Origin of the sequence: Streptomyces sp. RP5T (genome assembly GCF_003933965.1) — a bacterium.
In the GTDB taxonomy this organism is placed as follows: Bacteria; Actinomycetota; Actinomycetes; order Streptomycetales; family Streptomycetaceae; genus Streptomyces.
The window spans coordinates 1-26,002 of the sequence record NZ_RSAJ01000011.1; the positions used below are offsets into that span (position 1 = coordinate 1).

The window sequence follows — 26,002 nt, forward strand, 5'->3', positions numbered from 1 at the left end:
TCCCTCACCCGTCCCACTCACCCGAGATCGAAAGGACCCCCTATGAGCACCGCCGCACCGGCCGACTGGAAGACCGTCCCCGTCCCGGCCGACGCCGCCGGCTGGATCGCACGCGCCGCCGAGGTGGCCGCCGTCCTCGCCTCCGACGCCGCTGCCCGGGACAAGGCCGCCGCCACCCCGTACGCCGAGATCCGGCTGCTGAAGGAGTCCGGCCTGGTCACGCTCCTCGGCCCCGCCGAGCACGGTGGCGCCGGCCAGGACTGGACCACCGCCTACCGCGTGGTCCGCGAGGTGGCCAAGGCCGACGGCTCCATCGGTCAGCTGCTCGGCTACCACTACCTGTGGAACTGGGCCGCCCGACTGGTCGGCACCCGCGAACAGTGGGAGCACGTCGAGGCCGAGGCCGCCCGCAACCAGTGGTTCTTCGGCGGCGCGGTCAACCCGCGCGACCAGGACGTGGTGGTGAAGGACGAGGGCGACACGCTCACCTTCACCGGCCGCAAGACCTTCTCCACCGGCAGCAAGGTCTCCGACGTCACCGTCCTCGAAGGCGTCCTGGAGGGCACCGACGACCACGTCTTCGCCATCGTCCCGTCCGACAGCGAGGGCCTGACCTTCCACGACGACTGGGACAACATCGGCCAGCGCCTCACCGAGAGCGGGGGCGTCACCCTCGACGCGGTGCGCGCCCCCTGGTCGGCCGCGGCGGGCTATGTGGACAAGCGGTTCCGGCCGCGCGTCTACAACACGCTCAACGTGCCGACCATCCAGCTCGTCTTCGTCAGCTTCTACCTCGGCATCGCCGCCGGCGCGCTGGAGACCGCCGCCACCTACACCCGGACCAAGTCGCGGCCCTGGCTGCACGGCGGCCACGAGCACGCCGTCGACGAGCCCTATGTCATCGACACCTACGGCGACCTCACCGCCAAGCTGTGGGCCGTCGAGGCCCTGGCCGACGCCGTGGCCGCCGAGGGGCAGAAGCTGCACGACGACCCGGACGCGGTCACCGCACAGGCCCGGGGCGAGTTCGAGGTGCGGGTGGCCGCGGCGAAGGCCCGCGCCACCGATGTCGCCCTGGAGATCACCCAGCGCATCTTCGAGGTGACCGGAGCCCGCGCCACCGCCTCCGCCGAAGGCCTCGACCGCTTCTGGCGCGACGTCCGCACCCACACGCTCCACGACCCGGTCGCCTACAAGCGCCGTGAGCTCGGCCGCCACGTCCTCACCGGTGAGCTGCCGCAGCCCACCTGGTACTCCTGAAAGGTCCCTCCCATGGCCACCATCCTCTCCGTCTCCGGCAGTCCCTCTCCCACCTCCCGCACCGCCCGGCTGCTGCGCCACCTCGACGGTCGGCTCGCGGCCCAGGGACACGAGGTGATCCCGTTCGACGTGCGCACGCTGCCCGCCGAGGCCCTGCTGCACGCCGACTTCGGTCACCCGGCGATCGCCCGGGCCACCTCCCTGGTCGAGCAGGCGGACGGCGTCGTCGTCGGCACCCCCGTCTACAAGGCCGCCTACTCCGGGCTGCTGAAGTCGCTGCTGGACCTGCTCCCGCAGTACGCCCTGGCGGGCAAGACCGTACTGCCCCTGGCCACCGGTGGTTCCACCGCCCACGTCCTGGCCATCGACTACGCCCTGCGGCCGGTCCTCGCCTCCATGGGAGCCGCGCACATCACGCCGGGGTGGTTCACGCTCGACAAGGACATCACGGTCGGTGACGACGGCTCGCTGACCGTCGCACCCGCCCCGGCCGAGGCGCTGGCCCAGATCACGGACCAGTTCTCGCTCGCGCTGGGCGGCCGTGCGACGGTGCTGGCGGCCACCGGATGAGCGCCCCGGCCGTGATTGGCGGCGACGGGGAGGCCCTCGCCGTCGCCGCAGAGATGGCCGCGGACTTCCGCAAGGGCGCCGCCGAGCGGGACTCCCGGCGGCGGCTGCCGCACCCGGAACTGCAGCGGCTGTCCGCGTCCGGGCTGCTCGCCGTGACGGTGCCCGCGCGGTTCGGCGGCGCGGACGTGAGCACCGAAACGCTCGCGGAGATCTTCCGGGTGCTGGCCTCGGCCGACGCCAGCCTCGCCCAGATCCCGCAGAGCCACTTCGTGTACGTCAACGTTCTCCGCCGTCAGGGGACGCAGGAGCAGAAGGAGTTCTTCTTCGGCGAGGTGCTCGCGGGCAAGCGGTTCGGCAACGCCCAGTCCGAGGCGGGCACCAGCCATGTGCAGGACATCCGTACGCGGCTCGCGCGGCGCCCCGACGGGTCGTACCTCCTGAACGGCGTCAAGCACTACTCCACCGGCGCGCTGTTCGCCGACTGGATCCCCGTCCTCGCCCGCGCCGACGACGACAACCTGCACGTGGCCTACGTGCCCCGCGACGCCCCCGGCCTCACGGTCGTGGACGACTGGGACGGCATGGGGCAGCGCACCACCGCCAGCGGAACTGTCCGCCTGGAGTCGGTGCCGGTGCCCGCCGACCGTGTGGTGCCGCACCACCTCACCTTCCGGGGACCGCAGCTCCACGGTGCCGTGGCGCAGCTGCTGCACGCCGCCATCGACGCCGGGATCGCCTCCGGAGCGCTGGCCGAGGCCGTGGAGTTCGTCCGCACGAAGAGCCGTCCCTGGTTCGAGAGCGTCGACGAAGGACACCCGACCGCCGCCGAGGACCCTCTGCTCATTCAGCGGTTCGGTGAACTGGCGATCCGCGTCCGGGCCGCCGACGCGTTGCTCGCCACCGCGGCCAGAACCGTGGACGCCGCCCGCACCGAGCTGACGGACGACTCCGCGGCGGAGGCCTCGATAGCGGTGGCCGCTGCCAAGGTGACGGCGGCGGAGGTGGCCGTGGAGGTCGCCAGCGCCCTGTTCGAGGTCTCCGGCACCCGCTCGGCGCTCGACTCCGACGGCCTGCACCGCCATTGGCGCGACGCCCGCACCCACACCCTGCACGACCCGGCCCGCTGGAAGGTCCAGCACATCGGCCGCTACCTGCTCCACGGCACACGGCCGCCCCGGCACGGCCTGCTCTGACGAACCACCCCCTATCGGAGGCCCACGTGTCCCTCACCTTCCACTGGTTCCTGCCCACCAACGGCGACAGCCGCCACGTCGTCGGCGGCGGCCACGGCACCCCGGTCACCACGACCGGCGGTGACCGGTCGCCGACCGTCGCCTATCTGAGCCAGATCGCCCGTGCCGCCGAGGAGTTGGGCTTCGTGGGCGCGCTCACCCCCACCGGCGCCTGGTGCGAGGACGCGTGGCTGACCACGGCGATGGTCAGCCAGAACACCGAGCGGCTGAAGTTCCTGGTCGCCTTCCGGCCCGGCTTCGTCTCGCCGACGCTCGCCGCGCAGATGGCGTCCACCTTCCAGCGGCAGACCGGCGGACGGCTGCTGCTCAACGTGGTCACCGGCGGCGAGAGCCACGAGCAGAAGGCTTACGGCGACTTCCTCGACAAGGACGCCCGCTACCGCCGGACCGGTGAATTCCTGCAAATCGTCCGGGCGTTGTGGCAGGGGAAGACCGTCGACCTGGCAGGTGAGCACCTCCGGGTCGAGGACGCGGAGCTGGCCCGGCTGCCCGAACCGGTCCCGGAGGTGTACTTCGGCGGGTCCTCGCCCATCGCCGGGCAGGTCGCGGCCAAACACGTCGACGTGTACCTCACCTGGGGCGAGCCGCCGACCGCGGTCGCCGAGAAGATCGCCCGGATCCGAGGGCTGGCGGCCGAGGAGGGTCGCACCCTGCGCTTCGGGATCCGGCTGCACGTCATCACCCGCGACACCGCCGAGCAGGCCTGGGCGGAGGCGAACCGTCTCCTGGAGGGCTTCGACCCGGAAACCGTGCGGTCGGTCCAGGCCGGGCTCGCCCGCAGCGAGTCCGAGGGGCAGCAGCGGATGCTCGCCCTGCACGGCGGCGGCCGCGACCGTCTGGAGATCCACCCCAACCTGTGGGCCGGCATCGGCCTGGTCCGCGGCGGCGCGGGCACCTCCTTGGTCGGCAGCCATGACGAGGTCGCCGAGCGCATCGAGGAGTACCACGCCCTCGGCATCGACGAGTTCGTGCTCTCCGGCTACCCGCACCTGGAGGAGGCGTACTGGTTCGGCGAAGGCGTCCTGCCCCGGCTTCAGGCGCGCGGGCTGTGGAGCCATCCGTTCCGCGGTACGACGGACGCACGGCCCCTCGCTCAGATCCCCTTCGCGGGCGCCGGGGACCGGCGATGATCCACGTGATCGCCGACGACACCGAGGCGTGTGCCCTCGCCGCCGAACCGGCCGCCGAGTTCGCCCCCGAGGCCGCCTTCCGGGATGCGGGGCGCATCACCCTCGGAGGGGCGGCGGTCCGGATGATGTCCGGCTGAGCAGTCCGGGCCTCCCGGTGGCGGGCGGGCGGCCGGGCGCAGCCGTCCGACGACGTTTGTCAGTACGGCCCACGTGGCCACCCGCGCTCCGGAGCTGTCGCCTCCGTCGCAGTGGTTCGCTCACAAGGCCCGGGTCGCGTAGGCCCTGACGTCGGCGTCCGTGTCCGTCGTCGCCGTGGCCAGGGCCGCTCGGGCGTCCTCGGTGGCACGGTGCCGGGTCAGTGCTGCCACGGCGGCCTTGCGGACGTCGGCGTTGGGGTCGGCGAGGGCCTTGGCGAGAGCGGGTACGGCGAGGCCGTGGGCCGCGAGGGAGAGGGCGGTGGCCGCGCCGGCCCGCACTTGCCAGGCCGGGTCGGACAGGGCCGCTTCCGCGCGTGCGGCCAGGGGCGCCGGGCAGCCGGTCGTGCCCAGTGCCTCGTAGGCGGCCGCACGCACCAGGGCGTCGGGATCGTCGATGAGCTCGGTGAGGGCCGACAGGACCATGTCGCCTCCGGGGCCGCCCGACGTGGTGTCGTCGAGCTGTCCCGCGGCCACGGTGGCCAGGGCCTTGGCGATGGTGACGCGGACCTCGCGGGACGGGTCGGCGGTCGCCGCGCGGGCCAGCTCTCCGGCGGCGTCGACCGACACGAGTGCTCGCACGGCAGCGACACGCACGGCGATGTCCGCGTCCGAAAGGGAGCCTGCGAACAGCCCGGTGGTGCCGAGGCGCAGGGCACGCAGGACGTCGAGGGCGGCGGCACGGGCGACGGGATCGGCTTCGGACAGGGCGGCGACGAGGCCGTCGCGCAGGGCTGGTTCAGGGTCCAGCGTCTCGACCAGTTCGCGCAGTGAGGCGGCCGCGGCGGCGCGGACGCCGGCGTCGGGGTCGGCGAGCGTGGCGGCCAGTGCCGGTCCGGTGCCCGGCGGCACCGTCTCCGTCAGCACGGTGACGGCCGTCCGGCGCACGGTGGGCTCGGGGTCGGCCAGGTAAGGGGCGAGGGCGGAGAGCCGGGGCTCGTCCTCCGCGAGGGAGAGCAGTTCGAGCAGGCGCGGTGTGGCCGGCGTGTCCGTGTCGGAACCGGGGCGGGCGGCCACTTCGGTCAGGGCGGGTTCCTGCCGTATCGCCACCGGCGCCGCTTCCCGGGCCCCAGCGGTCGCGACCTGTTCCGAGTGGACCTCGCCGAGGCGGCGGGAGGGCCCGCCGACCGCGGTGAGACCGTCGACCGGGACCAGATAGGGGGCCACGGGGCGCGCCGTGAACTCCATCGCCCCGGTGGGGGACTTGCGCAGGTCGAGGTGGTGGAACCAGGACGCGTCGTCACGGTGGGGGTGGTCGAGACGGTCGTGGTAGAGGCCCCAGCGGGACTCCGTGCGGGCCAGGGAGGCCCGCGCGGCCATCTCCGCGCAGTCGCGGATGAAGCTCACCTCCGCGCAGCGCATCAGCTCGTGCGGGGTGCGGGCGCCCATCTCCGCGATGTCGTCGTGCATCCGCTCGAACGCCTCCAGGGCCAGCGACAGCCGGGCGCCGGACTTCGGCGGTGCCACGTAGTCGTTCACGAAGCGGCGCAGCTTGTACTCGACCTGGGGCTGCGGCGGGCCGTCGGGGTTGCGCAGCGGGCGGTAGATCAGCTGGTGCGCCTGCTGTAGCTGGTCGGGGGGCAACTCCCCTTCGTACGGCGTGTACTGGGACGCGTCCGCCCCGGCCAGGTCGCCGAAGACGAACGCGCCGATCATGTAGTTGTGCGGGACACAGGCCAGGTCCCCGGCGGCGTACAGGCGGGGGACGGTCGTACGGGCGTGGTCGTCGACCCGTACTCCCGACGCCGAGTGGCCGCCGCACAGGCCGATCTCGGAGATGTGCATCTCCACGTCGTGGGTGCGGTAGTCATGGCCGCGGCTCGCGTGGAAGGTGCCGCGGGTCGGGCGTTCGGTCGAGTGAAGGATCGACTCCAGGGCCGAGATCGACTCCTCCGGGAGGTGGCTCAGCTTGAGGTAGACCGGGCCCCTGTCGCTCGCGACCTCCTCCGCGAACTCCGCCATCATCTGGCCCGACCAGTAGTCGGAGTCGACGAAGCGTTCGCCGTGCCGGTTGACCTGGTAGCCGCCGAAGGGGTTGGCGACGTACGCGCAGGCGGGACCGTTGTAGTCCTTGATCAGCGGGTTGATCTGGAAGCACTCGATGCCGGTCAGTTCGGCGCCCGCGTGATACGCCATCGCGTAGCCGTCACCCGCGTTCGTCGGGTTCTCGTACGTGCCGTACAGGTAGCCGGAGGCCGGCAGGCCGAGGCGGCCGCACGCGCCGGTCGCCAGGATCACCGCGCCCGCACGGACGGTGACGAAGGCGCCCGTGCGGGTGTGGAAGCCCACCGCCCCCACGGCCCGCCCTTCCGCCGTGAGTACGCGCACCGGCATCACCCGGTTCTCGATCCGGATCCGCTCGCGCATCTCGCGCCGCCGCAACTGCCGGTACAGGACCTTCTTGACGTCCTTGCCCTCCGGCATCGGCAGCACATAGGAGCCGGAGCGGTGGACCTGGCGGACCGCGTACTCGCCGTGCTCGTCCTTCTCGAACTTCACCCCGTACGACTCCAGCCGCTGGACCATGGCGAAGCCGCGGGTGGCGGTCTGGCGGACGGTGGTCTGGTCGACGATGCCGTCGTTGGCGCGGGTGATCTCGGCGACGTAGTCGTCAGGTTCGGCGCGGCCGGGGATGACCGCGTTGTTGACGCCGTCCATGCCCATGGCGAGGGCGCCGGAGTGGCGGACGTGTGCCTTCTCCAGGAGGAGGACGTTCGCGCCGTGCTCGGCGGTGGTCAGGGCCGCCATGGTGCCGGCGGTGCCGCCGCCGATGACGAGGACGTCGCAGGTCAGTTCCTCGGCGTCGGTGAGGTCGGGGATCTGCAGAGGGGTGTCCACCAGAATGCCTTTCAAGAACCGAGTGACGTGAGGACTTCGTGCCGCAGGGCGATACGCGCCGGAGCGTCGTGGGCGGCGCGCTCGCGCGGGCGCGGTACGTCCCGTACGGCGATGAGGCGGCCCGCGCCCAGGAGGGCCACGCGGTCGCCGAGGAAGAGGGCCTCGTCCACGTCGTGGGTGACGAAGACGACGGTGGCGCCCGTGCCGCGCAGCACCTCCACCAGCAGGTCCTGCATGCCGGCGCGGGTCTGGGCGTCGAGGGCGCCGAACGGTTCGTCCATGAGGACGGCACGGGGCGCACCCGCGAGGGCCCGGGCCAGTTGGGCGCGCTGACGCTGGCCACCGGAGACGCGGTGCGGCAGGTGCCGGGAATGTTCCGTCAGCCCGACGCGGGTGAGCCATGCCTCGGCCTGAGCACGGCGTTCGGCGCGGGGCAAGCCCTTGATGGCGAGGGGGAGTTCGACGTTCGCGCGCAGAGTGCGCCAGGGGAGCAGGGCGTCCTCCTGGAAGACGAGGGCGCGTTCGGCGGAGGGGGCGGTCAGGGGGCGTCCGTCCTGCGTGATCCCTCCGGAGAGCAGGGGCAGAAGTCCGGCCAGGGTGCGCAGGAGGGTCGACTTGCCGCAGCCGGAGGAGCCGACGACGGTCAGGATCTCTCCGGGGGCCACATCGAGGTCCACCTTGTCCAGCACGGGCGTGCCGGGGCGTCCGAGAGCGGCGTCGCGCAGGGCGAGGCGGGTGCCGGTCCGGGACGGCGAACGGACGTCAGACGAGCTGGTCATGAGACACGTCCTCCTTGGGCCTGGGGCCGACCGGTGCGGGGGAGGGGGCTTCGCGTGTCCGCCGCGGGAGGCGCGCGCCGGGGACGTACGAGGTGCGCGGCAGCCAGCGGGTCAGGCGGCGGCCCAGGAGCTCAACGGCCGTGGAGGTGAGCCAGCCGAGGACGCCGATCGTGACCATGCCGACGAACACACCGGGGTAGTTGACGATCGTGTAGTCCTGCCAGGTGCGGTAGCCGACGCCGTACTGGCCGGAGATCATCTCGGCGGAGATCACGCAGATCCACGAGACGCCGATGCCGACCGACAGGCCGCCGAAGACACCGGGCAGGGCGCCCGGCAGGACGACCGAGCCGAGGATGCGCCACCGGCCGCCGCCCATCGTGAGCACGGCCTCCTCCCATACGGGCGTCAGCGCCCGGACGGAGTGCCGGGTGGAGACCAGGACCGGGAAGAAGGCCGCGGTGAAGGTGATGAAGACGATGCCCTGTTCGTTGGAGGGGAACAGGAGGATCGCGACGGGGACCAGGGCGATCGCCGGGATCGGGCGGACCACCTCCAGCAGCGGGCCCAGCAGGTCCTCGGCCAGTCGGGAGCGTGCCACGAGCACGCCCCCCGCCACCCCCAGGACCGCCGCCAGCAGGAAGCCGGTAAGGATGCGGGTCAGGCTGTCGGTGAGGTCCGTCCAGTAGTCGGCCCCGGCGAGGCGGTCGGCGAAGGCGTGGGCGACGTCGGTGACCGTGGGGAACTGCGAGAAGCGCAGCCACAGGTCGACGTCCAGGCTGGTCAGGAGCTGCCACAGGCCGAGGGCGGTGGCGAGGGCGGCCGCCCGCAGGGCGTACCGGGCGGCTCGTGGTGCGGGTCGGCTCACGAGGCACGCTCCAGGGCATCGGCATACGGGATGACCCGTGCCCCGTCGTGTCCTTCGGCGTATGCCCGCGCGGTCGCGGGGGCGACGAACGGCAGCAGCTGCTCGCCGTCGGCGACCCACACCGCCTTGTCGGCGAACCAGAGGGTGCCGGTGGTGGCGTCGGGAACGTAGGCGGCGCGGAAGCCGTCGGGATGGGCGGCCAGGTAACCGAGCAGCTGCGCCGGGGACTTGAAGGTCCTGGTCTCCTGGGCGCCCTTCGGCCACACCTCGCTCGCAGCGGCCGGTGGCGTGGCCGCGAGCTGCTTCCCGTACGAGGCCCCGAGCGCCTTCCTCACGTACTGGTCGTCGACGAACGAGTCCACGTCCACGTCGCCGGTCAGCTTCGCCGCCTTCAGGACCGACACGTCCTGCTTCAGCGCGGAGACGAGCTGCGGTTTGACGGCCGGGTCGAAGGTGGAGATGCCGTGGTCGCCGTTGTACAGGTAGACGACCTCGGCGGGCAGACCGGTGGCCTTCGCGACCTTCTCGGCGGCGGTGACGGGGTGGGTGTTGAGGTAGTCGGTGGCCTCGGCCTGGGCCCTGAGGAAGGCCTCCAGGACGGCCGGGCGGTCCTTGGCGAAGTCCTCGCGGGCGGTGACCCCGTGGAAGGTGGGCAGGTTCAGCTGGGCGCCGTCGTACAGGGCTTTCGCCTTGCCCTGGTAGGTGAGCAGGCCGGGCCAGGCGACGAACTGCGACAGTGCGTCCGTGCTGCCCGCGGCCAGAGCCGAAGCGCCCACCGCGGGCTGCTGGTTGAGCTTCTCGATGCCGTCGTTCGGGTCGATTCCGGCGCGTTGCAGGGCCCGTACGAGGGTGCCGTCGGCGGCGGAGCCGATGCTCGTGGAGACCTTCTTGCCCTTCAGGTCCTTCAGGGAGGTGAGCTCGGAGTCGGGTGCGGTGACGATGGTGTTGAGGCCACCGCGCAGGTTGTAGCCGGTGACCGAGACCAGATGGGTGGGGCGGTTCAGCTGCTTGCCGCGGGCGGCGTTGATGAGCAGCGGGAAGTCGCCCATCGATCCGATGTCGATCTTCCCGGCGGTCATCTGGGCGGTGATGGGGGCGCCGGTGGCGTAGTCCTGCCAGTCGACCTTGTAGGTGCGGCCGTCGCCGAGCGAGGTCAGCTGCTTCTCGAAGTAGCCGAGGGAGCGGAGCAGGGTGCCGGCTGTGACCGTGTTGATGGTCTTGGACTGGTAGCCGACGGTGACGGTGACCGTGGAGCCGTCGCCGGCCTCGGCGTCACCGCCGCAGGCGCTGAGCGGGAGCAGAAGGACGACTGCGGATGCTGCGACTGCCGTGCGATTCATTGCGGTTCGGCCTTTCACCGGAGCAGGTCAAGGGGTTCAGCGGAGCAAATAAGGCATGTTGACCGTGACGGCTCCGGTGGGACAGCGGGCCGCGCACGGGCCGCAGTACCAGCACTCGTCGACGTGCATGTAGGCCTTGCCGCTGTCGGTGTGGATGGCGAGGGAGTCCAGCGGGCACATGTCCACGCAGAGTGTGCAGCCGTCGATGCACTTCGACTCGTCGATGGTCACGGGCACGTCGGTCCGCTGGGGCACCAAGGGCATGGCTGTCTCCGGAAGGTTGCTTCAGTGAGGTGGTGTCAGAGGGAACGGTGCAGCAGGCCGCTCATCGTGATGCGGTCGCCGCGGAAGCGGATGAACTCCAGGTCCACGGGGCGCCCGTCGGCGAGGTGCGTGAGGCGTTCCAGCATCAGGACGGCCGCACCGCGCGGGGCCTGGAGCACGGCGGCGGAGTGGGCGTCCGCGTTGACCGCCTCCAGCGTGATGTCGGCGTGTCCGAGGCGCTGGCCGGTGAGGGACTCCAGGAGGCGGAAGACGTCGGTGTTCTCCAGGTCGCAGCCGAGCAGGGCCGTGCCGATGTCCAGGGGGATGTAGGTGAGGTCCAGGGACAGGGGGAGGCCGTTCAGGCGGCGCAGGCGTTCGACGTAGAGGACGTCGGTGCCGGGTGGGACGCGGAGGCGCTCGGCGACCGGGGCGGAGGCCGGGACCGGGCCCATGGTGCGGACCTCGTTGGTGACGCGGCCGTGCTCGTGCAGGGTCTCCGCGAGGCCCATCAGCCGGTCGAGTCCGTGGGGGTACTTCTGGGCGACGACCACTGTGCCGACGCCGGGAAGGCGCTCCACCAAGCCCTCGGCGCGCAGGAGGTCGAGGGCCTGACGGACGGTGTTGCGGGAGGCTCGGTAGTCGGTGGCGAGAGTCGACTCGTGCGGGAGGGCGCCGGCCGGGAAGCCCCCGGCGAGGAGCTGGTGACGCAGGAGGTCGGCGAGCTGGCGTGCCTGGTCCGCGCGCAGCCGACGCCGTGTGCGCTGGGCGGCGACGGTGGGCGCGCCCTGGCCGGCGTGGTCTCGGATGCGGTCGGTGGGTGGCATGGTCGGAACCATATCGATCCGGTAGGGATAGTGGTGTTGCGGAAGTGTTGCGCCACCTGACGCATCGCCGAATACGCCGCTGACCTGGGCTTTCGGCGGACGGAACGGAAGATCTGCCAGGGTCCGCCGACACCGGGCGGGAAGGGCCTGCGCCCGTCCTGTCCGCTGGACCGTCCGGGCGCGCAGCCGGCTCGGGCGGCCGATCTCGGCGCCGATGGCCGCCGGCCTCCGCTCGACCATGCCGGAGGCGGGGGACGTCGCATCGGCGTGCGCGCAGTGCCGCCCCGGATCCTCGTCCACGAGCTGGAGCCGGTCGGCGGGGCCGCGCAGGTCCTCGACGGTGAGGCCGGGGCCGGGCAGTCCACGGATGCCGCGGACCCGGGCGATCTCGCCGGGTCCGGACCGCCGTCGGCCGGCCGTAGCCGACGCGCACACGCCAACCCTTGACGTGCGCGTGAAAGACGAGCCGGCTTGTCGCTCACGCAGCCGCCCTCCGCGGCCGACGTTCGCCGAGGGCGGGGGAGAACCGGAGACCAGCCGCTGTGCCGTGCCTCGGGGGAGGGTGGATCGGCGCCGGCTGCTCGCCGTGCCCGGCGGCCGGTACCCCGAGGGACTGGACCCGGGCGAGGGCTTGCCCACCGTTTCGCCGGTACGGCTCAGCGCGCGCCCCGGCACGGTGCGGACACCTGCGACCGGCGCCGCTGTCGAGGCGGTCCGCGCGCTGCCGGCCGCCTGCGAGACCGGCCGCGCGGCCTGACCGCACCGGAGGGGCAGGGGCCCTCTCATGCGGTGAGACGTCCCGGTTCGGTAGGTCCGGCCCCCTTGACGCAGCTCGGACGCGGCCCGAGACTCCATTACAGGAATCCTAGTGAACTGGTAGGGAATTATGGACCGTGCTGCGCTGGAACTCGGCAGCGACGTTGTCCGTACCGCCATCCGCCGGCTGCCCCTGCTGACGTCCCGCCGCCACATCGACCTCGTGCGTGTGTGCAGTGCGGCAAGTTCCCTGCGCGCCGACGGCCCAGCCGCCGGCCACGCCTGACCCTCCCACGCAAGTGCCGCCGCCCCGGCCGTGCCGAAGCCGCCGCGTGCCGTCGCCTCCGTCTGCCCGTATGCCAGTGACCGAGCACCCCAGGGAGACACATGCCCGCCACGTCCCCAACCGCCGTGCGGTCGTTCCGGAGCAGGATCGGATGTGACGCGCGCAGCGGCTACTACGCCGCGCCGCACCGCTACCGGCTCCACCTCTCGCCGGCCTGTCCGCACTGTCTGCAGATCGCCGTCACACACAGCCTGCTCGGCCTCGACGACACCCTGCCGGTGACGCTGCTGCCCGCCGTGCCCGACGCACCCGGCGGCGGACACCGGGCGCTGCGTGCGCTGTACGAGGCCAGCTCACACCAGCACCCCGGTCCGGCCGTGGCGCCGGTCCTCAGCGACGACTGGACCGGACGGATCGTCAGCACGCACACCCCCGACATCCTGCGCGACCTGGCCCGGCGGTTCGCCGATCACGGTCCCGATCTCCACCCGCGCGGTGCCGACGAGGCGATCGCGGCCGTGGTTCGGCTCTGCGACCAGGGCATCACCTGGGCCGCCCAACGCGCCGGGCAGCCCGGCGGTGACCCGGCGGCACGCGACACCGCGGCGGCCACCCTGCTGCGCACGCTGGACGTGCTGGAGTGGCGGCTCGCCTCGCGGAAGCACCTGCTGGGCAGCGACATCACGCTCGCGGACGTGCAGTTGTGGGTGACGCTGGTGCAGCTGGACACCGTGCACCGCCACCACCTGGACGCCGCAGCGGTGCACCGGATGACCGGACACCCCCGTCTGTGGGCCTACGCACGACGGCTGGCGGCGCACCCCGCCTTCGGCTCCCACCTCGACCTGGACGGCATCGCCCGCAGACATCACGCCCACTGCCGGGGGCAGGAGGCCGCCGGTGCGGCGGTGCAGATCGTGGACTGGGCGGCGTACCAACAACGGGAGGCACCGGAGCCGGTGCGGCAGCCCGGCTGAGGAGGAACCAGCGGGGGCCGGGACGGACGCCCGGCCCCTCGGCGGTCATGCGAATGCAAATTCCGCCCCAACCGCCCGTATGCCGGCCCACGATGGACCCCGGCACCCACCATCAAGGTCCATGTGCTGCGCCGCATCGTCGACAGGCCGGTGTTGACGACGGAGACGTCGAGGACGTCGAGGACGTCGAGGATCTGGGCGGCGAGCGCGACGGCGAGCAGGGGACAGGGTCTGCGGGGACCCTGGTCCTCCGGGTGCTCGACCGGGTGGTTGTGGTGGGCGGGAGCGTGGGACATCGCCTGCGCCTCGGGTCGGATACGGGGTGGTGGGTGTCAGGACGCCGACACGGGCGTGCCGTTGCTCACGGACCGGGCAACGGCGGTGATGGCGGCCACCGAGGCGTCCGAGCCGTGCACGTCCTCGACGAGGCCGGCGTGGGAGGAGCGGACGTCGCGGTGGACGCTGTCGCCGGACAGGCCCGCGAGCCGGTCCTGGGCCGCGGACCAGCCCTCGGTGGTGAGGTTCTCGGACGCGGTGAGCACCACCAGCGGTCGGGCGTCCAGCGTGGTGAGCGACCGCGACTGCTCGAAGACGCGTGGGACCATCGCGAGCTCGTCGCGGCCGTTGCGCTGCGCGCGGACGGTCGAGCCCATGGCCTCCACCAGGTCGCCCTCGGCGCCGGGCAGGTGCGAGTCGGGGGCGGTCACCGGGCCCAGTCCGACTCTGGCGAGCGTGGGCAGGAGGGACAGGCCGCGCTTCATCAGCGCGTACTGCGCGGGGTAGGCCGGCATGTCGGCGAACTGGCGCGGGCTGGAGCTGTCGAGGAGCACCATGCCGGCGACGTCCCCGGGGTACCGCGCGGCATACGTCAACGCGTACGGGCCTCCCGTGGAGTGCCCGACGAGCACATAGGGTCCGCGCTCACCGGCCGCTGCGAGCAGGGTGTGCAGGTCGGCCGCCGCGGTGACGCCGTCCTGCGGCTCGTCCGCGTCGTCGCTCCAGCCCTGGCCCGCACGGTCGTAGGCGCACACCCGCGCGGTGTCGCCGACCTGATCGGTGATCCGGGCCCAGGAGGCGGAGAACTCGCCCAGGCCGTTGAAGAGGACGACCGTCGGTCCGCCCGCGCCTCGGCAGTCGATGTGCAGTCGGTGGTCGCCCACCGCGAAGGTCCTGCCCGGAGCCGGGTGGTCGTGCCGGACCAGGGGCGAGGTGACGTCCTGGACCAGGGCTCCGGCGGCGGTCGCGGCCAGGGTGACGAACACCGGGGCCAGCAGCAGACGTGCCCGCGTCGGCAGGGACCGACGGGCCTGGACGAACATCCAGGCCACCAGGGCCAGCATGAGCGGGGGCCACACCCAGTTCAGCACCGACAGGGCGGTGTCGTCCGGAGCGAAGGCGACGAGACCCGCTCCGGTGGCCGACATGGCGACCGCGGGGACTCGCGCCCAGCGCTGCGGCCGGCGGGTCCTGCGGGCCGAGACGAAGGCGAGTGCGCCCCAGCCGGCATCGAAGCCGCACAGCAGTGAACCGGTGACGACCGCCTCGGTGGCTCCGGGGAAGACCAGCATGATCAGGACCAGGGCGCTCACGGCTCCTACGAGAAGTGAACCGAGGACGACGCGGGTGACGGGCCAGGCACCCGGACTGCGGTGCGGCTCCGTTGCACGGATGGGGTCGGTGTGGACGGTCATGGCGGTCTCGCTCTCGCAGTGGGGTGCCGGTGACGGCGTGGTGCACTGCGTCCGAGCGTGGCCCCGATGCCGAGCGCTCGCCCCGGTCAGATGGCCGGGATCGGTGTCAGGCCAGATCGAGCCCGGCGAGCTCGCTCCGGGAGGTGACCTGCGCCTTGGCGAAGACGTTGCGGAGGTGGAAGGCGACCGTCCGGGGAGAGATCCAGCACTGGGCCGCCACGTCCTTGTTGGACAGGCCGGAACTCACCAGCCGTGCGATCTGCAGCTCCGTCGGGGTGAGCCTGACCGGTGTGGACGGGTCGCGCCTGCGCGCGGTCTCCCCGGAGGCACGAAGCTCCTGGTCGGCCCGTGCGGCCAGGGACTCGGCGCGCAGGTCCCGGAAGGTCTCGACGGCCCGGCGCAGGTGCTGCCGGGCGTCGACCCGCCGCTGGACGCGGCGCAGCCATTCCCCGTAGGCGAGCCGGGCCCGCGCCGCGTCGAGCGGGCGGCCGGCGTCCGCGTGGTGGGCAAGGGACTGTCCGAAGAACGCGTCGGCCTCGGCGCGGTCCGCTGTGAGCGCACGCCCGAAGGCCGCGGTGGCGAGCGCCCACGGCCTGCCGGTGGCGTCGGCGAAGCGTGCCAGTTCGTCGGTCCAGCCACGGGCGGCCGTCATGTCCCCGGCGCGCACCGCGGCCTCGATGCGTTCCGCGGCCGACATTCGCGCGAGGACCGGCAACCGGAACCGTGCGAGCTGGTGCAACGCTCCGGCGCTGTCGCCGGAACCGGCCGCGCGAAGTCCTTCGGCCCAGCGGGTCAGGTCGTGGACGGGATCGGTCAGGATCCCGAGGGGGTACGCCGCGACCAGTTCCTGGAGCCGTGCGAGGTGGTCCTCGTGGTCGTCCCGGTCCTGCAGGGCCGCGAGCACGGCCAGCCAGGCAAGGGGCGGAGCCGCCATCGCAGGCTGGCCGATGCTCCGGCCCAGGGAGACGGCCTCCTCGGCGCTGTTGCGCACCGCGACGAGGTCGCCGGCCAGGTACTGGCCGAAGCAGAGCCGCTGCAGGCAGTAGACCACCGCCGTCACGGCCCCGGCCTCCCGCGCCCGCGAGAGCGCGTAGCCGTAGAAGTGCTGCTGCGCCCGGTCGTCGCCCAGCTGGAGGGCGGCGTTGGCGAGGTTCCACAGCACGTCCCGGTCGTCGACCCGGTCGCCGAGCTCCAGCGCACGGTCCAGGGCGGTCGTGGCGGCATGCCACTCTCCCTCGGCCACCCGCGTCATCGCGACCAGCAGGTGCCGCAGGCACAGCGTCCGCGGCGCGTCGTCGGCGGCGGGCACGACCAGGGCGTCGGTGGCCGGTAGCGGCGTACCGCTGTCGGCGCCGAAGGTACGCATGACGGCGGCGGCGACCCCGATGTCGAGGGCCCTGGCCGGGTCGACCGGGTGGACGGCCTGGGCGGCCTCCACGAAGATCCGGTGCGCCTCGGACGCCGAACCCAGGTTGACCTCGATATGACCACGCAGACGTGCGACGTCGGCCAGCAGCAGGGGGTCGTCCGTCGTCTCGCGCGCCTTCGAGAGCAGCGCCCGCGCCTGGCCGGCCCGGCCGCAGGCCCAGGCGCTCCGGGCCGCGGCGAAGATGAGTCCGGTGCGTTTCGCCGGGTCGTCGCAGAGTGCCGCGGCGCGTTCGTACGCCGCGAGCGCCGCGACGTGTCCGCCCCGTCGCCGAGCCCGGGCGCCGGCCAGCTCCAGGGCGGCCACCACCTCCGGGTCGGGTCCCTCGGCGGCGGAGGCACGGTGCCATGCCTCACGGTCGGGATCGCCGTGGCCGGACAGGGCGCCCGCGAGGGCCCGGTGGGCCTGCCGCCGCTGGGCTCCGGTCGCGGCCTGGTAGACCGCGGAGCGGACCAGGGGGTGACGGAGCGACAGCGCCGCAGGACTCTCGACGAGCAGTCCCGCGTCGACCGCTGCCTGGAGGTCCGTGTCGACGAGGCCCAGGGTGGCTGCGGCCCGCCGCACCACGTCGGGTGCGCCGCTGTCGTCCGCCGCCACGAGGAGCAGCACCGTCTGCGCGGTCGGCGGCAGGCGGCGGCTGCGGTCGAGGAAGATCCGCTCGACGCGCGAGGTCAGGTGGAGCTGCGGGGGCAGGGGTTCCACGCCGCTGAGCTGGTCCCGGGTCAGCTCGGCGGGGAGCTCCAGCAGTGCCAGGGGGTTGCCGCGGGTCTCGGCGACGAGCCGCTCCACGACTCCGGGCCCGGTCGCGTCGCCGAAGCGTGCCTGGAGCAGGGCGCGGGATGCGGCGGGGTCGAGTCCGGTCAGGACCAGCTCGCGCAGACCTTGCGGGTCGAAGGTCCCCCAGGCCTCGTCCCGGGCTGCGAGGACGAGGGCCACGCGGTCCGCCCCGAGCCGGTGGGCACAGAAGAGAAGGGCCCCGGCCGTGGCGGCGTCCAGCCAGTGCGCGTCGTCCACGACACACAGCACCGGTCTCTCCTCCGCCGCGGTGGTGAGGATCGACAGCGTCGCCACCCCCACCAGGAACGGCTCGACCGACGCACCCTCCTCCTCGCCGAACGCGACCCGCAGGGCCCTGGCCTGGGGTTCGGGCAGTCCGCTACGGAGCCGGGTGACGGGACGCAGCAACCGGTGCAGCGCCGCGAACGCCAGCGGCGCCTCGGCCTCCAGGCCCCGGGTGCGCAGCAAGGTGGCGTCACCGGCACCCGCCACGAGCTCGTCGAGCAGCGCCGACTTGCCGACGCCGGGCTCGCCCCGGACGACCAGCGTCCCCGCTGTCCCGTCGCGCGCCCCCTCGACAAGAGCGTCCAGGAGCCGCCGCTCCGGTTCGCGACCGACCATCACGCCACGAAACATACCTCGCCCCGCGCGCCGCGGTCCGGGAGCGAACCCCGGCCGTTCGACCGGGGCGACCGGGGCCGCAGGCGGTGAGGATTCGTTCCATGAACGACCATCACGACCATGTGAACGACGCCCCGGCACCGGGTGACGGACGGCGGCGCCGGATCGGGATCCTGCTCTTCGAAGGGGTCGAGGAGCTGGACGCCGTCGGCCCCTGGGAGGTGCTGTCCGCCTGGACGCGGCAGTACCCCGAGGACGGCTGGGACGCCTTCTGCCTCTCGTACGACGGCCGGCCCGTCCGGGGCGCCAAGAGCCTGGTGCTCGGCGCGCACCACTCGATCGAGGACGCCCCGGCCATGGACGTCCTGGTGCACCCCGGTGGCCCGGGCACCAGGCCGATGCTGCACGACCGGGGCCACCTCGACTGGGTCCGCCGGCAGCGCGCCTCGGTTCCCCTGATGACGTCGGTCTGCACCGGCAGCCTGGTCTACGCGGCTGCGGGGTTGCTGGTCGGCCGCAGGGCGACCACGCACTGGGCCTCGCTCAACACGCTCTCCGAGCTGGACCCCACGGTCGTCACCGACGTCATCTCGCGTTTCGTCGACGACGGCGACCTGATCACCAGCGCCGGGGTCAGCGCCGGCATCGACATGGCACTGCACCTCGTGGCCCGCCTCACCGACGTCGAGCGCTCCCGGGAGGTCCGCCGTGAGATCCAGTACGACCCCCTGCCCCCGTTCTGACCAGCACTTCGGCCGGCCCCCGCGCCGCACCTCTGGGGGGAGCGCCGCGAAGACGGTTCACGGGTCAGTGTCCGTCACCGCCGCGGCCCTTCGGCCGGGCCCGCACATGCATGCGTTCGCCCTGCCGGCCCAGCACGGACAGCACCTCGCACGGTGCCTCGCCGGTGCTGCCGAACCAGTGCGGCACCCGGGTGTCGAACTCGGCGACCTCGCTCGGGCCGAGGACGAGGTCGTGGTCACCGATGACGATGCGCAGCTTCCCGGAGATGACGTAGAGCCATTCGTAGCCCTCGTGCGTCTTCAGTTCGACCTTGCTCTTCGTCGTGGGTATGACGATCTTCCACACCTGGACGGCGCCCGGCTGGCGCGTCAGGGGGATGACGGTACGGCCGTGCACCTGGTGCGCCTTCAGCCGCACCCGTGGGTCGCCCACCTCCGGTGCCCCGACGAGTTCGTCCAGCGGCACGCCGTACACGTGCGCCAGGGGCAGGAGCAGTTCCAGGTTCGGTTTGCGCTGGCCGGTCTCCAGCCGGGACAGGGTGCTCTTCGAGATGCCGGTCGCGTCGGCCAGCTCCGCGAGGCTGATCTCGCGCTGCGCGCGGATCCGCTTCAGCCGCGGTCCCACCTCGCCGAGCGCGGCGGTGATGCGTTCGTTCGGGTCGTCCATGTCCTCCAGCGAACCGCGCACGTCCCGGTTTCGGCAACAAACGTCGCTGTCCACGGGACGGCGGTCGCATGCTCCCAGACATGAACACCTACGACATCGCAGTGATCGGCGGTGGAGCCGCCGGACTCTCCGCGGCCCTGGTCCTGGCTCGCGCCCGCCGCGAGGTCGTCGTCATCGACGACGGCCGGCCCCGCAACGCCCCGGCCACGCACATGCAGGGCTTCCTCTCCCGCGACGGCATGCCGCCGGCCGACCTTCTCGCGGTCGGACGGACCGAGGTGGCCGGTTACGGCGGGGAGTTCGTCGACCAGACGGTCAGCGGCCTCATGCGGTCGCCGAACGGAACGTTCGGAGTCCTCCTCAAGGACGGCGGCACCCTGCTGGCCCGGCGGGTGCTGGTCACCACCGGCCTGAGCGACCGGCTCCCCGACGTCCCGGGCGTGGCCGAGCGATGGGGGCGCGATCTGCTGCACTGTCCCTACTGCCACGGCCACGAGGTCCGTGACCAGCCTCTCGGTGTCCTCGGGGGGACCCCGGGTGCCGTCCAGCACGCGCTCCTGATCCAGATGTGGAGTCCGGACGTCGTCTTCTTCTCCCACACCACGCATCTCAACGACTCCGACCGCGAACGGCTCACCGCCCGCGCCATCGGCATCGTCGAGGGCGAGGTGGCCCGTCTGGTCGTCGAGGACGACCGGCTCGGCGGGGTGGAGCTCGCCGACGGCCGCCGCGTCCCGCGCACCGCCGTGTTCGTGCGGCCCGAGTTCGTCGGCAACAACGCCCTCGTCCGGGGTCTCGGCGCCCGGACCGACGACGCCGGATGGCCGCTCGTCGATGCCGGCGGCCTCACCTCGGTGCCCGGCCTGTGGGTGGCGGGCAACGCCGTGAACCCGCGGGCGCAGGTCATCACCGCCGCGGGCGAGGGCTCCGCCGCCGCGATCGCGATCAACAACGACCTCACCGAGGAGGACGTGCGGGACGCCGTCGAGGCGTTCCGCACGGTCCGGCCCACCTGATCCGGGCGACCCGGCCCGCCTGTCCCGACAACGCCCGACACCCGACACCCGAGATCCGACACCCGAGATCCGAACGAGAGGCACCACCATGTCCGACAAGAACACCCCCCGGGTCGGACCGCCGACCAAGCACCAGCTCGCGCTGATGATCTGGCTCTGCGTGTTCCCCACCCTGGCTCTGCTCAACGTGACGCTCGCCGGCTGGCTGAGCCCCATGTCCACGCTGTTGCGCACGTTCGTGCTCGCCACCATCGCCGTCCCGATCGTCATCTACGGCCTCATGCCGCAGCTGCACAGGATCCGCGTCAGAGTCCTGTCCGCACGGAGCACGTCATGAGCAAGGACCGCCGCGTCGCCCTCCTCGGCGGCATCGCCTACCTGATCACCTTCGCGGCCTCGATCCCGGCGCTGCCGCTGCTCGAACCCGTCACCGACCACGCCGACTACGTTCTGGGCGCAGGCCAGGACACCCAGGTGGTCCTCGGCGGCGTCATGGAGCTGGTCACCGCCTTCGCCTGTGTCGCCACCGCCCTCGCCCTCTACCCCGTGACCCGGCGGGTCAGCAGGACCGCGGCGCTCGGGTTCGTCTCCTCCCGCCTGGTCGAAGCCGGTCTGATCCTCGTCGGCGTCGTCAGCATCCTGTCGGTCGTCACCCTCCGCCAGGACCTCGGCGGCAGCACCGACGCACCGGCCGGCCTGACCACCGTCGCCCAGGCCCTGGTGGACGTCCGCGACTGGACCTTCCTCTTCGGCCCCGGGATCATGTCCGCGATCAACGCCCTGTTCCTCGGAACGGTGCTGTACCGCGCCGGCCTCGTCCCCCGCTCGCTTCCCGTCCTCGGGTTCATCGGCGTACCGCTCATGGTGACGAAGTGCATGGTGGTCGCCTTCGGCGGCATGGACGACCTCTCCGTCGCCAGCCTGCTGCTCACCCTCCCCATCGCGGCCTGGGAGTTCGGGCTCGGCCTCTGGCTGACGTTCAAGGGCTTCCGTCCCTCGCCCGTCCTGAGCCGTGACACTGCACCGGCCCGAAGCCGGGTCTCCGGCCCCGGCGCCACCCCTCGCACGTGAACCGACGAGCGCTCCGGCCATGGCGGGTGGCCGGTGGTGTGGTGCCCGGCCCGGCTCCCTCGGGGGTTCGGGCCGGGCACGTGTCCGGGCGCGGGCGAACGTGATGGTGAGGACGGAGCCCGAGCCCACCTGGAGGGTGAGCGGGGCGTTGCCCGGTGCGCCAAGCCCAGACCGCCTGCGGGCAGCTTCGTCCTTTCGCCGTCAGTTGTGTGCTCCTTTCGGGCCCGCTGGAGTGCGGGGTACGGGCGGGCCTCACAGCATGAGGTCTGGCGACCACACCGCTGCTGACGCGTACGACCGGTGCTTCTGGGTTGCCTCCGGTACCTCCTCGGAAGGACGACATGCCCATACGCAACCGCGGCACAGCTGCCGCCGCTGCCATGTTCCTGGCCGGTCTGACGATGCTGTGCGCGGCTCCGGCCCACGGCATGCCCGGCGTGGCCGCCCCCGGTCTCAAGCCTTCAGCGGGCAAGGACGGCACCCCGCTCCTGAACCGCTCCCAGCTCGGTCCGTCCCCGTCACGAATACCCGGCACCTGGATGCCCGCACGCGCGCAGAGCGGCACGCACACCGTCGTCTCCGGGAACACGCTGTGGGACATCGCCCAGCGCACCCTCGGCAGCGGAACGCGGTGGGACAGCGTCTACGCCCTCAACGAGCACACCATCGAGGAGGCGGCCCGTCGGCACGGGTACGCCTCCAGCGACCGAGGCCACTGGATCTTCCCGGGAACCGAGCTTGCGCTGCCGCAGTCCGGTCACGCGCCGACGCAGCCGCCGTCCCGGTTCGAGCCCGCTCCGTGCCCTACTACGTACGGGCCACTGAAGGACACCCGCTGCGGCTTCCTCGTCGTACCGGAGAACCGGGCACACCCGTCCACGCGGACCCTTCGTCTGGCCGTTGCGCTCGTGTCGGCGCAAGCGCCGAAACCACGCCAGGATCCGATCGTGTTCCTCACCGGCGGCCCCGGCGCGGACGCCCTCGGGAACATATCCGAACTCACCGAGGCCGGCCTGAACCGTGACCGCGACCTGGTCGTCCTGTCCCAGCGCGGGACGTACTCCTCCCAGCGGCCGTTGACCTGCCCTGAGATCGACCAGTTCTACGCGGACCGCGTGCACCTCCGCTACGACGCACCCTCCACCGGAGACCGGTACGCCCAGGCCGCGGCACGATGCCACGAGCGCCTGACAGCCCAGGGAATCGACCCAGCCGCCTACAACACCAGCGAGAACGCCGCCGACCTGGCGGATCTGCGCAAGGTCCTGGCCATCCGGGAGTGGAACGTGCTGTCGCACTCCTACGGGACACAGCTGGCGCTGACCTACATGCGCATGTTCCCCGAAGGAATCCGCTCGGTGACCGTCGACGGCGTCGTGCCGCCGTCGGAGGCGACGCCCGGATGGACGTGGAGCAGCATGCGGGAGGCGTTCGACAACATCGTCGGCGCCTGCGCGGCCCAGCCCTCGTGCCGGCAGCACTACCCGGACATCGGCGCCACCTTCCTGCGCATGGTGCGTGAGCTCGAGGCCCATCCGGTCACCACTCACGCGACAGTGCCGCAGGTCGGCAAGGTGAAGGTGGTCCTGGACGGCGGGGCGCTCCTCAACTGGCTGGTGCGTGCCAGCCACGCCCCCGACGACTTCCCGTCGGCCGTGGACGAACTGGCCCACGGCCACCCCGGGCGCATCGCCGAGCAGTGGGCGTCGGCCTGGATTCCCGGCTCGCAGGGGATGTTCGCACACGGGTTCTCGCTGAGCGTGTGGTGCAGCGAATGGGTACCGTTCGAGACCCCGGACGAGCAGCTCGCCAAGGGACAGCGAGCCTTTCCCGAGCTTCCCCGTTCGGTCCTGGCCCAGGCGCCCCAGCTGCCGTTCCTGCGGCAGGCATGCCAGGCGTGGAACGTCCCGAAGGCGCCCGACTCCATTCGCGAGGTCACTCGAAGCAACATCCCCACTCTTGCCATCTCCGGGAGTTTCGACGCCCAGACCGGGGCCCAGTGGGGGCGCTACGTGGCCCGCACGCTCCCTCGCTCCACGGTGGTGACGCTGGCCGGGGTCGCCCACGGGACCTTCGACAATCCGTGCGGGGCAAAGGTGATCACGTCCTTCTTCGACAACCCCGACCACCCCGACACGCGGTGCGTGAGTTCCGTGAAGCCGCCGACGTTCGTCATCGGCAGTGAGGGAGCCGGTTCGTGACCGAGGATGTGCTGTCGGCCGAGTCCGACACCGTGCGCTGTGCTTCGTCCGAAGACGGCGGTGCCACCGGATGGTCTCGCCGCGGCTTTCTCGGCGCTGCGGCGGCGGTGGGCTGCGCGACCGTCTCGCCGGGGCAGACGGCCACCGCGGCCACCGCGCCGCAATCCACCGTCCAGGGCGGCGGCACCGGCACCGCCGACACCTCACCGTTCAGCGCCCTCGACGCCAAGATCCAGGCGAGCATGCGCACGTACGCGATTCCCGGAGCGGCGGTGGGCGTGCTCTGGGAGGGCCAGGAGTACGTCAAGGGCTACGGGGTCACCAACGTCGACCATCCGGTTCCCGTCGACGGGGACACCGTCTTCCGCGTCGGTTCGACCACCAAGACCTTCACCGGGACGACCATCATGCGGCTGGTCGAGCGGGGCGACGTCGACCTGGACGCCCCGGTGCGCCGCTACCTTGCCGGCTTCGCGGTGGCCGACCCGTACGCCTCGGCCCAGGTCACCGTACGACAACTCCTCAACCACAGCGCAGGGTGGCTCGGTGACGACTACCAGGACTTCGGACCCGGCGACGACGCCCTGGCCCGCTTCGTGGCCTCGATGGCACGCCTTCCCCAACTCACCCCACCCGGCGAGGTGTTCGCCTACAACAACGCGGCACTGTGCGTGGCCGGGCGGATCATCGAGGCCGTGACGGGCACGACGTACGAGGCCGCGGTTCGTGAGTTGGTCATCGATCCCCTCGGGCTCGGCCACAGCCGCTTCTCCAGCGATGAGATCGTCGGCTTCAACGTCGCGGCGTCACACGACGTCGTCGACGGCAAGGCCGTGCTGGACCCGTCCTTCTGGCCCCAGCCACGAAGCCTCGCGCCGACCGGAGGTCTCGTCTCCAGCGTGCGCGACCAGTTGAACTGGGCCCGCTTCCACCTGGGAGACGGTACGGCGCCTGACGGCACGCGACTGCTGAGCGAGCAATCGCTGGAACAGATGCGCTCCAACCCCGGCCCCGGCGGCACCCTGGTCGTGGAACTCGACGGCATGGGAATCACCTGGATGCTGCGCCCGACCGCCCAAGGACCGCGGATCGTGCAGCACGGCGGGACCTGGCCGGGTCAGATCTCGGGCTTTCTGATGGTTCCGAGCCGCGGCTTCGCACTGGCCCTGCTGACCAACTCGCAAGGCGGGACGGTGCTCCGGGACGAGCTGTTCACCGACGACTGGGCCCTGAACCTGTTCGCCGGCGTGACCAACCTCCCGGCCACGGCCAGGTCCTTCAGCAACCCGCAACTCGCCCCGTACGAGGGCTCCTACATCGCCCAGCGGATCAACGAAAAGGGCGCCATGGAGGACACCGTCATCACACTGACCCGGCACAACGGGCAACTGCGCGGCACCCAGACGGTCCAGGACCCGAGCAGCGAGGCCGCCGCCGAGGAAGAGGACACGGGCCAGAGCCAGAGCAGCGACGTCGGGGCCGCCTTCTACCGCACCGACTTCGCACTGGACCTCGATCCCGACGGCCGGCCGATCGGCACCCGCTCCAACTTCGTGCGCGGCCCCGACGGAAAGGTCCTCTGGTGGCGCAACCACGGGCGGCTGCATCGTCATCGGACAGACTGACCGGGCGCCCGTGGAGCGGCTCGGCCAGGTCGCCCGGAGAAGTGACGCGGGGTCCCGGCCGAGCCTCGTCCCAGCGCAGGCGGTGGAGAAAGCCCCAGGCCGGCACGTGGCGATCGAGATCGCGAGCGGCACCAGGCGGCACTCGTCGCGCGTCCAAGGCAGAGGGCTGTCAACGCCGTTGCCAATCACAGGCGCGTCTTCGTCGACCGGCTGTTGGCCACGTTGGTGCACCTCCGCCGTGGCGCCGCCCACGACGTGCCGGCCTGCTGGTTCAGCGTGGACTGTTCCGACGCCTGCGGTTAGTGCTGTGACGTAGTGCTGTGACCGCGAAGGTTCACCGGGTTCGCTGGCCGCTTCGACCGCTGAACTGGTTGGATTACGGCCGGCAATGAGGTTGTTCGGTCCGGGGCGGGCAGGGTTCCCCCGCGATCCTGCGTCGGGAGGGCACATGCAGCGCGGCGAGGTCTGGTTGGCGGACATTGACGAGCGGCGGCCGGTAGTACTGCTGTCAGGAGACGAAGCGTCCGGGTTCCGAGCGATGCAGATCGTCGCTCCTGCGGGGACCGAGATCAGCGGTGTGGCCGTCGAGGTGGTGGTGGGGGAGCCCGAGGGGCTGCCTCTTCAGGGCGTCCTCCGAGTAGCGCTGCCTCGTCCCGGTCTTGTCCCGTGCACTTGGCTGGTCACGCTCGCCCAGGAAGATCTGACCGAGCAGGTGGGAGTCCTGTCGCCGGCGAAGCTCGGCGAGATCGAGGATGCCCTCCGTGCCGGTGGACTCGAGCAGGCGGCGCACCAGGCTGCTTGATCAGGGAACGAGGGGGGTCGGCC

The 26,002-nt window shown here is 72.2% G+C and carries 25 protein-coding genes; 16 read left to right on the forward strand and 9 right to left on the reverse strand.

Annotated elements, in window-relative coordinates; all coding sequences use genetic code 11:
• Nucleotides 1–42 precede the first annotated feature (42 nt).
• Genes EHS43_RS02260 through EHS43_RS46180 form a run of 5 tightly spaced genes read left to right on the forward strand, consistent with a single transcriptional unit; the run spans nucleotide 43 to nucleotide 4,350 of the window.
• Nucleotides 43–1,260, forward strand: coding sequence for an acyl-CoA dehydrogenase family protein (locus tag EHS43_RS02260; protein ID WP_125188853.1), 1,218 nt, complete (start codon nucleotides 43–45; stop codon nucleotides 1,258–1,260).
• A gap of 12 nt (nucleotides 1,261–1,272) precedes the next feature.
• On the forward strand, nucleotides 1,273–1,830 hold the full coding sequence (gene ssuE / locus EHS43_RS02265) for an NADPH-dependent FMN reductase (RefSeq protein WP_125188854.1): 558 nt from the start codon (nucleotides 1,273–1,275) through the stop codon (nucleotides 1,828–1,830).
• A complete protein-coding gene (locus tag EHS43_RS02270; protein ID WP_125188855.1) occupies nucleotides 1,827–3,023 on the forward strand; it encodes an SfnB family sulfur acquisition oxidoreductase in 1,197 nt (398 codons plus the stop codon). Before ssuE ends, EHS43_RS02270 begins: the two co-directional genes overlap by 4 nt.
• A 26-nt stretch (nucleotides 3,024–3,049) precedes the next feature.
• Nucleotides 3,050–4,213, forward strand: a complete 1,164-nt coding sequence (locus tag EHS43_RS02275; protein WP_125188856.1) for an LLM class flavin-dependent oxidoreductase — start codon at nucleotides 3,050–3,052, stop codon at nucleotides 4,211–4,213.
• Nucleotides 4,210–4,350: a hypothetical protein gene (locus EHS43_RS46180; protein ID WP_185806083.1), complete on the forward strand. Its 141-nt coding sequence runs from the start codon at nucleotides 4,210–4,212 to the stop codon at nucleotides 4,348–4,350. Before EHS43_RS02275 ends, EHS43_RS46180 begins: the two co-directional genes overlap by 4 nt.
• A gap of 120 nt (nucleotides 4,351–4,470) precedes the next feature.
• On the opposite strand, the gene EHS43_RS02280 is transcribed toward EHS43_RS46180, so the two are convergent.
• Genes EHS43_RS02280 through EHS43_RS02305 form a run of 6 tightly spaced genes read right to left on the reverse strand, consistent with a single transcriptional unit; the run spans nucleotide 4,471 to nucleotide 11,320 of the window.
• The gene (locus EHS43_RS02280) at nucleotides 4,471–7,245 is read right to left on the reverse strand and encodes a fumarate reductase/succinate dehydrogenase flavoprotein subunit (RefSeq protein WP_185806084.1); all 2,775 of its coding nucleotides are present in this window, start codon (nucleotides 7,243–7,245) and stop codon (nucleotides 4,471–4,473) included.
• An 11-nt stretch (nucleotides 7,246–7,256) separates the two neighbouring features.
• Complete coding sequence (locus EHS43_RS02285) at nucleotides 7,257–8,024, reverse strand: ABC transporter ATP-binding protein (RefSeq protein WP_125188858.1); 768 nt, start codon at nucleotides 8,022–8,024, stop codon at nucleotides 7,257–7,259.
• A complete protein-coding gene (locus EHS43_RS02290) occupies nucleotides 8,008–8,892 on the reverse strand; it encodes an ABC transporter permease (protein WP_125188859.1) in 885 nt (294 codons plus the stop codon). The genes EHS43_RS02285 and EHS43_RS02290 overlap by 17 nt, the downstream gene beginning before the upstream one ends.
• The gene (locus EHS43_RS02295; protein WP_125188860.1) at nucleotides 8,889–10,232 is read right to left on the reverse strand and encodes an ABC transporter substrate-binding protein; all 1,344 of its coding nucleotides are present in this window, start codon (nucleotides 10,230–10,232) and stop codon (nucleotides 8,889–8,891) included. Before EHS43_RS02295 ends, EHS43_RS02290 begins: the two co-directional genes overlap by 4 nt.
• 36 nt (nucleotides 10,233–10,268) lie before the next feature.
• The gene (locus EHS43_RS02300; protein WP_125188861.1) at nucleotides 10,269–10,496 is read right to left on the reverse strand and encodes a ferredoxin family protein; all 228 of its coding nucleotides are present in this window, start codon (nucleotides 10,494–10,496) and stop codon (nucleotides 10,269–10,271) included.
• A gap of 35 nt (nucleotides 10,497–10,531) precedes the next feature.
• The gene (locus EHS43_RS02305) at nucleotides 10,532–11,320 is read right to left on the reverse strand and encodes a GntR family transcriptional regulator (protein ID WP_125188862.1); all 789 of its coding nucleotides are present in this window, start codon (nucleotides 11,318–11,320) and stop codon (nucleotides 10,532–10,534) included.
• A gap of 267 nt (nucleotides 11,321–11,587) precedes the next feature.
• On the opposite strand from EHS43_RS02305, the gene EHS43_RS02310 reads away from it, so the two are divergent.
• From EHS43_RS02310 to EHS43_RS02320, 4 genes are all read left to right on the forward strand, one after another.
• Nucleotides 11,588–11,767, forward strand: coding sequence for a hypothetical protein (locus tag EHS43_RS02310; protein ID WP_125188863.1), 180 nt, complete (start codon nucleotides 11,588–11,590; stop codon nucleotides 11,765–11,767).
• 115 nt (nucleotides 11,768–11,882) lie between these two features.
• Entirely contained in the window at nucleotides 11,883–12,077 is a 195-nt protein-coding gene (locus EHS43_RS02315) for a hypothetical protein (protein WP_125188864.1), read from the forward strand.
• 129 nt (nucleotides 12,078–12,206) lie between these two features.
• Entirely contained in the window at nucleotides 12,207–12,362 is a 156-nt protein-coding gene (locus EHS43_RS46185) for a hypothetical protein (RefSeq protein ID WP_185806085.1), read from the forward strand.
• A gap of 101 nt (nucleotides 12,363–12,463) precedes the next feature.
• A complete protein-coding gene (locus tag EHS43_RS02320) occupies nucleotides 12,464–13,339 on the forward strand; it encodes a glutathione S-transferase C-terminal domain-containing protein (protein WP_125188865.1) in 876 nt (291 codons plus the stop codon).
• A 332-nt stretch (nucleotides 13,340–13,671) separates the two neighbouring features.
• Here EHS43_RS02320 and EHS43_RS02325 read toward each other — a convergent pair whose 3' ends face one another.
• A complete protein-coding gene (locus EHS43_RS02325) occupies nucleotides 13,672–15,030 on the reverse strand; it encodes an alpha/beta fold hydrolase (RefSeq protein ID WP_125188866.1) in 1,359 nt (452 codons plus the stop codon).
• 106 nt (nucleotides 15,031–15,136) lie between these two features.
• Nucleotides 15,137–17,854, reverse strand: coding sequence for a helix-turn-helix transcriptional regulator (locus EHS43_RS02330; protein WP_260470352.1), 2,718 nt, complete (start codon nucleotides 17,852–17,854; stop codon nucleotides 15,137–15,139).
• Nucleotides 17,855–17,955: 101 nt separating this feature from the next.
• Here EHS43_RS02330 and EHS43_RS02335 point away from each other — a divergent pair, with 101 nt between their 5' ends.
• Nucleotides 17,956–18,597: a DJ-1/PfpI family protein gene (locus EHS43_RS02335; protein ID WP_125188868.1), complete on the forward strand. Its 642-nt coding sequence runs from the start codon at nucleotides 17,956–17,958 to the stop codon at nucleotides 18,595–18,597.
• A gap of 64 nt (nucleotides 18,598–18,661) precedes the next feature.
• Here the strand turns inward: EHS43_RS02335 and EHS43_RS02340 are convergent, their stop codons facing one another.
• Nucleotides 18,662–19,264, reverse strand: a complete 603-nt coding sequence (locus tag EHS43_RS02340; RefSeq protein ID WP_125188869.1) for a helix-turn-helix domain-containing protein — start codon at nucleotides 19,262–19,264, stop codon at nucleotides 18,662–18,664.
• 80 nt (nucleotides 19,265–19,344) lie between these two features.
• Here EHS43_RS02340 and EHS43_RS02345 point away from each other — a divergent pair, with 80 nt between their 5' ends.
• From EHS43_RS02345 to EHS43_RS02375, 6 genes are all read left to right on the forward strand, one after another.
• Complete coding sequence (locus EHS43_RS02345) at nucleotides 19,345–20,280, forward strand: NAD(P)/FAD-dependent oxidoreductase (protein ID WP_125188870.1); 936 nt, start codon at nucleotides 19,345–19,347, stop codon at nucleotides 20,278–20,280.
• Between the two features lie 88 nt (nucleotides 20,281–20,368).
• Nucleotides 20,369–20,617 (forward strand): hypothetical protein, encoded by a 249-nt coding sequence (locus tag EHS43_RS02350; protein WP_125188871.1) that lies wholly within the window; start codon nucleotides 20,369–20,371, stop codon nucleotides 20,615–20,617.
• Nucleotides 20,614–21,351, forward strand: coding sequence for a DUF4386 domain-containing protein (locus tag EHS43_RS02355; RefSeq protein ID WP_125188872.1), 738 nt, complete (start codon nucleotides 20,614–20,616; stop codon nucleotides 21,349–21,351). Before EHS43_RS02350 ends, EHS43_RS02355 begins: the two co-directional genes overlap by 4 nt.
• 341 nt (nucleotides 21,352–21,692) lie before the next feature.
• Nucleotides 21,693–23,552 carry an alpha/beta fold hydrolase gene (locus EHS43_RS02360; protein WP_125188873.1) on the forward strand — a complete coding sequence of 620 codons (1,860 nt, stop codon included), beginning with the start codon at nucleotides 21,693–21,695 and terminating at the stop codon, nucleotides 23,550–23,552.
• Complete coding sequence (locus EHS43_RS02365; RefSeq protein ID WP_221740709.1) at nucleotides 23,549–25,177, forward strand: serine hydrolase; 1,629 nt, start codon at nucleotides 23,549–23,551, stop codon at nucleotides 25,175–25,177. Before EHS43_RS02360 ends, EHS43_RS02365 begins: the two co-directional genes overlap by 4 nt.
• A 448-nt stretch (nucleotides 25,178–25,625) precedes the next feature.
• Nucleotides 25,626–25,979 (forward strand): type II toxin-antitoxin system PemK/MazF family toxin, encoded by a 354-nt coding sequence (locus EHS43_RS02375; protein ID WP_125188874.1) that lies wholly within the window; start codon nucleotides 25,626–25,628, stop codon nucleotides 25,977–25,979.
• Nucleotides 25,980–26,002: the final 23 nt, after the last annotated feature.

Excerpts from the sequence above, each read along its gene's own strand:
- EHS43_RS02335 (WP_125188868.1), top strand. The coding sequence starts at position 17,956 with ATGAACGACCATCACGACCATGTGAACGACGCCCCGGCACCGGGTGAC.
- EHS43_RS02305 (WP_125188862.1), bottom strand. The coding sequence starts at position 11,320 with ATGCCACCCACCGACCGCATCCGAGACCACGCCGGCCAGGGCGCGCCC.
- EHS43_RS02340 (WP_125188869.1), bottom strand. The coding sequence starts at position 19,264 with ATGGACGACCCGAACGAACGCATCACCGCCGCGCTCGGCGAGGTGGGA.
- EHS43_RS02375 (WP_125188874.1), top strand. The coding sequence starts at position 25,626 with ATGCAGCGCGGCGAGGTCTGGTTGGCGGACATTGACGAGCGGCGGCCG.
- ssuE (WP_125188854.1), top strand. The coding sequence starts at position 1,273 with ATGGCCACCATCCTCTCCGTCTCCGGCAGTCCCTCTCCCACCTCCCGC.
- EHS43_RS46185 (WP_185806085.1), top strand. The coding sequence starts at position 12,207 with ATGGACCGTGCTGCGCTGGAACTCGGCAGCGACGTTGTCCGTACCGCC.
- EHS43_RS02330 (WP_260470352.1), bottom strand. The coding sequence starts at position 17,854 with ATGGTCGGTCGCGAACCGGAGCGGCGGCTCCTGGACGCTCTTGTCGAG.
- EHS43_RS46180 (WP_185806083.1), top strand. The coding sequence starts at position 4,210 with ATGATCCACGTGATCGCCGACGACACCGAGGCGTGTGCCCTCGCCGCC.
- EHS43_RS02355 (WP_125188872.1), top strand. The coding sequence starts at position 20,614 with ATGAGCAAGGACCGCCGCGTCGCCCTCCTCGGCGGCATCGCCTACCTG.
- EHS43_RS02345 (WP_125188870.1), top strand. The coding sequence starts at position 19,345 with ATGAACACCTACGACATCGCAGTGATCGGCGGTGGAGCCGCCGGACTC.
- EHS43_RS02360 (WP_125188873.1), top strand. The coding sequence starts at position 21,693 with ATGCCCATACGCAACCGCGGCACAGCTGCCGCCGCTGCCATGTTCCTG.
- EHS43_RS02325 (WP_125188866.1), bottom strand. The coding sequence starts at position 15,030 with ATGACCGTCCACACCGACCCCATCCGTGCAACGGAGCCGCACCGCAGT.
- EHS43_RS02300 (WP_125188861.1), bottom strand. The coding sequence starts at position 10,496 with ATGCCCTTGGTGCCCCAGCGGACCGACGTGCCCGTGACCATCGACGAG.
- EHS43_RS02270 (WP_125188855.1), top strand. The coding sequence starts at position 1,827 with ATGAGCGCCCCGGCCGTGATTGGCGGCGACGGGGAGGCCCTCGCCGTC.
- EHS43_RS02350 (WP_125188871.1), top strand. The coding sequence starts at position 20,369 with ATGTCCGACAAGAACACCCCCCGGGTCGGACCGCCGACCAAGCACCAG.
- EHS43_RS02260 (WP_125188853.1), top strand. The coding sequence starts at position 43 with ATGAGCACCGCCGCACCGGCCGACTGGAAGACCGTCCCCGTCCCGGCC.
- EHS43_RS02295 (WP_125188860.1), bottom strand. The coding sequence starts at position 10,232 with ATGAATCGCACGGCAGTCGCAGCATCCGCAGTCGTCCTTCTGCTCCCG.
- EHS43_RS02285 (WP_125188858.1), bottom strand. The coding sequence starts at position 8,024 with ATGACCAGCTCGTCTGACGTCCGTTCGCCGTCCCGGACCGGCACCCGC.
- EHS43_RS02320 (WP_125188865.1), top strand. The coding sequence starts at position 12,464 with ATGCCCGCCACGTCCCCAACCGCCGTGCGGTCGTTCCGGAGCAGGATC.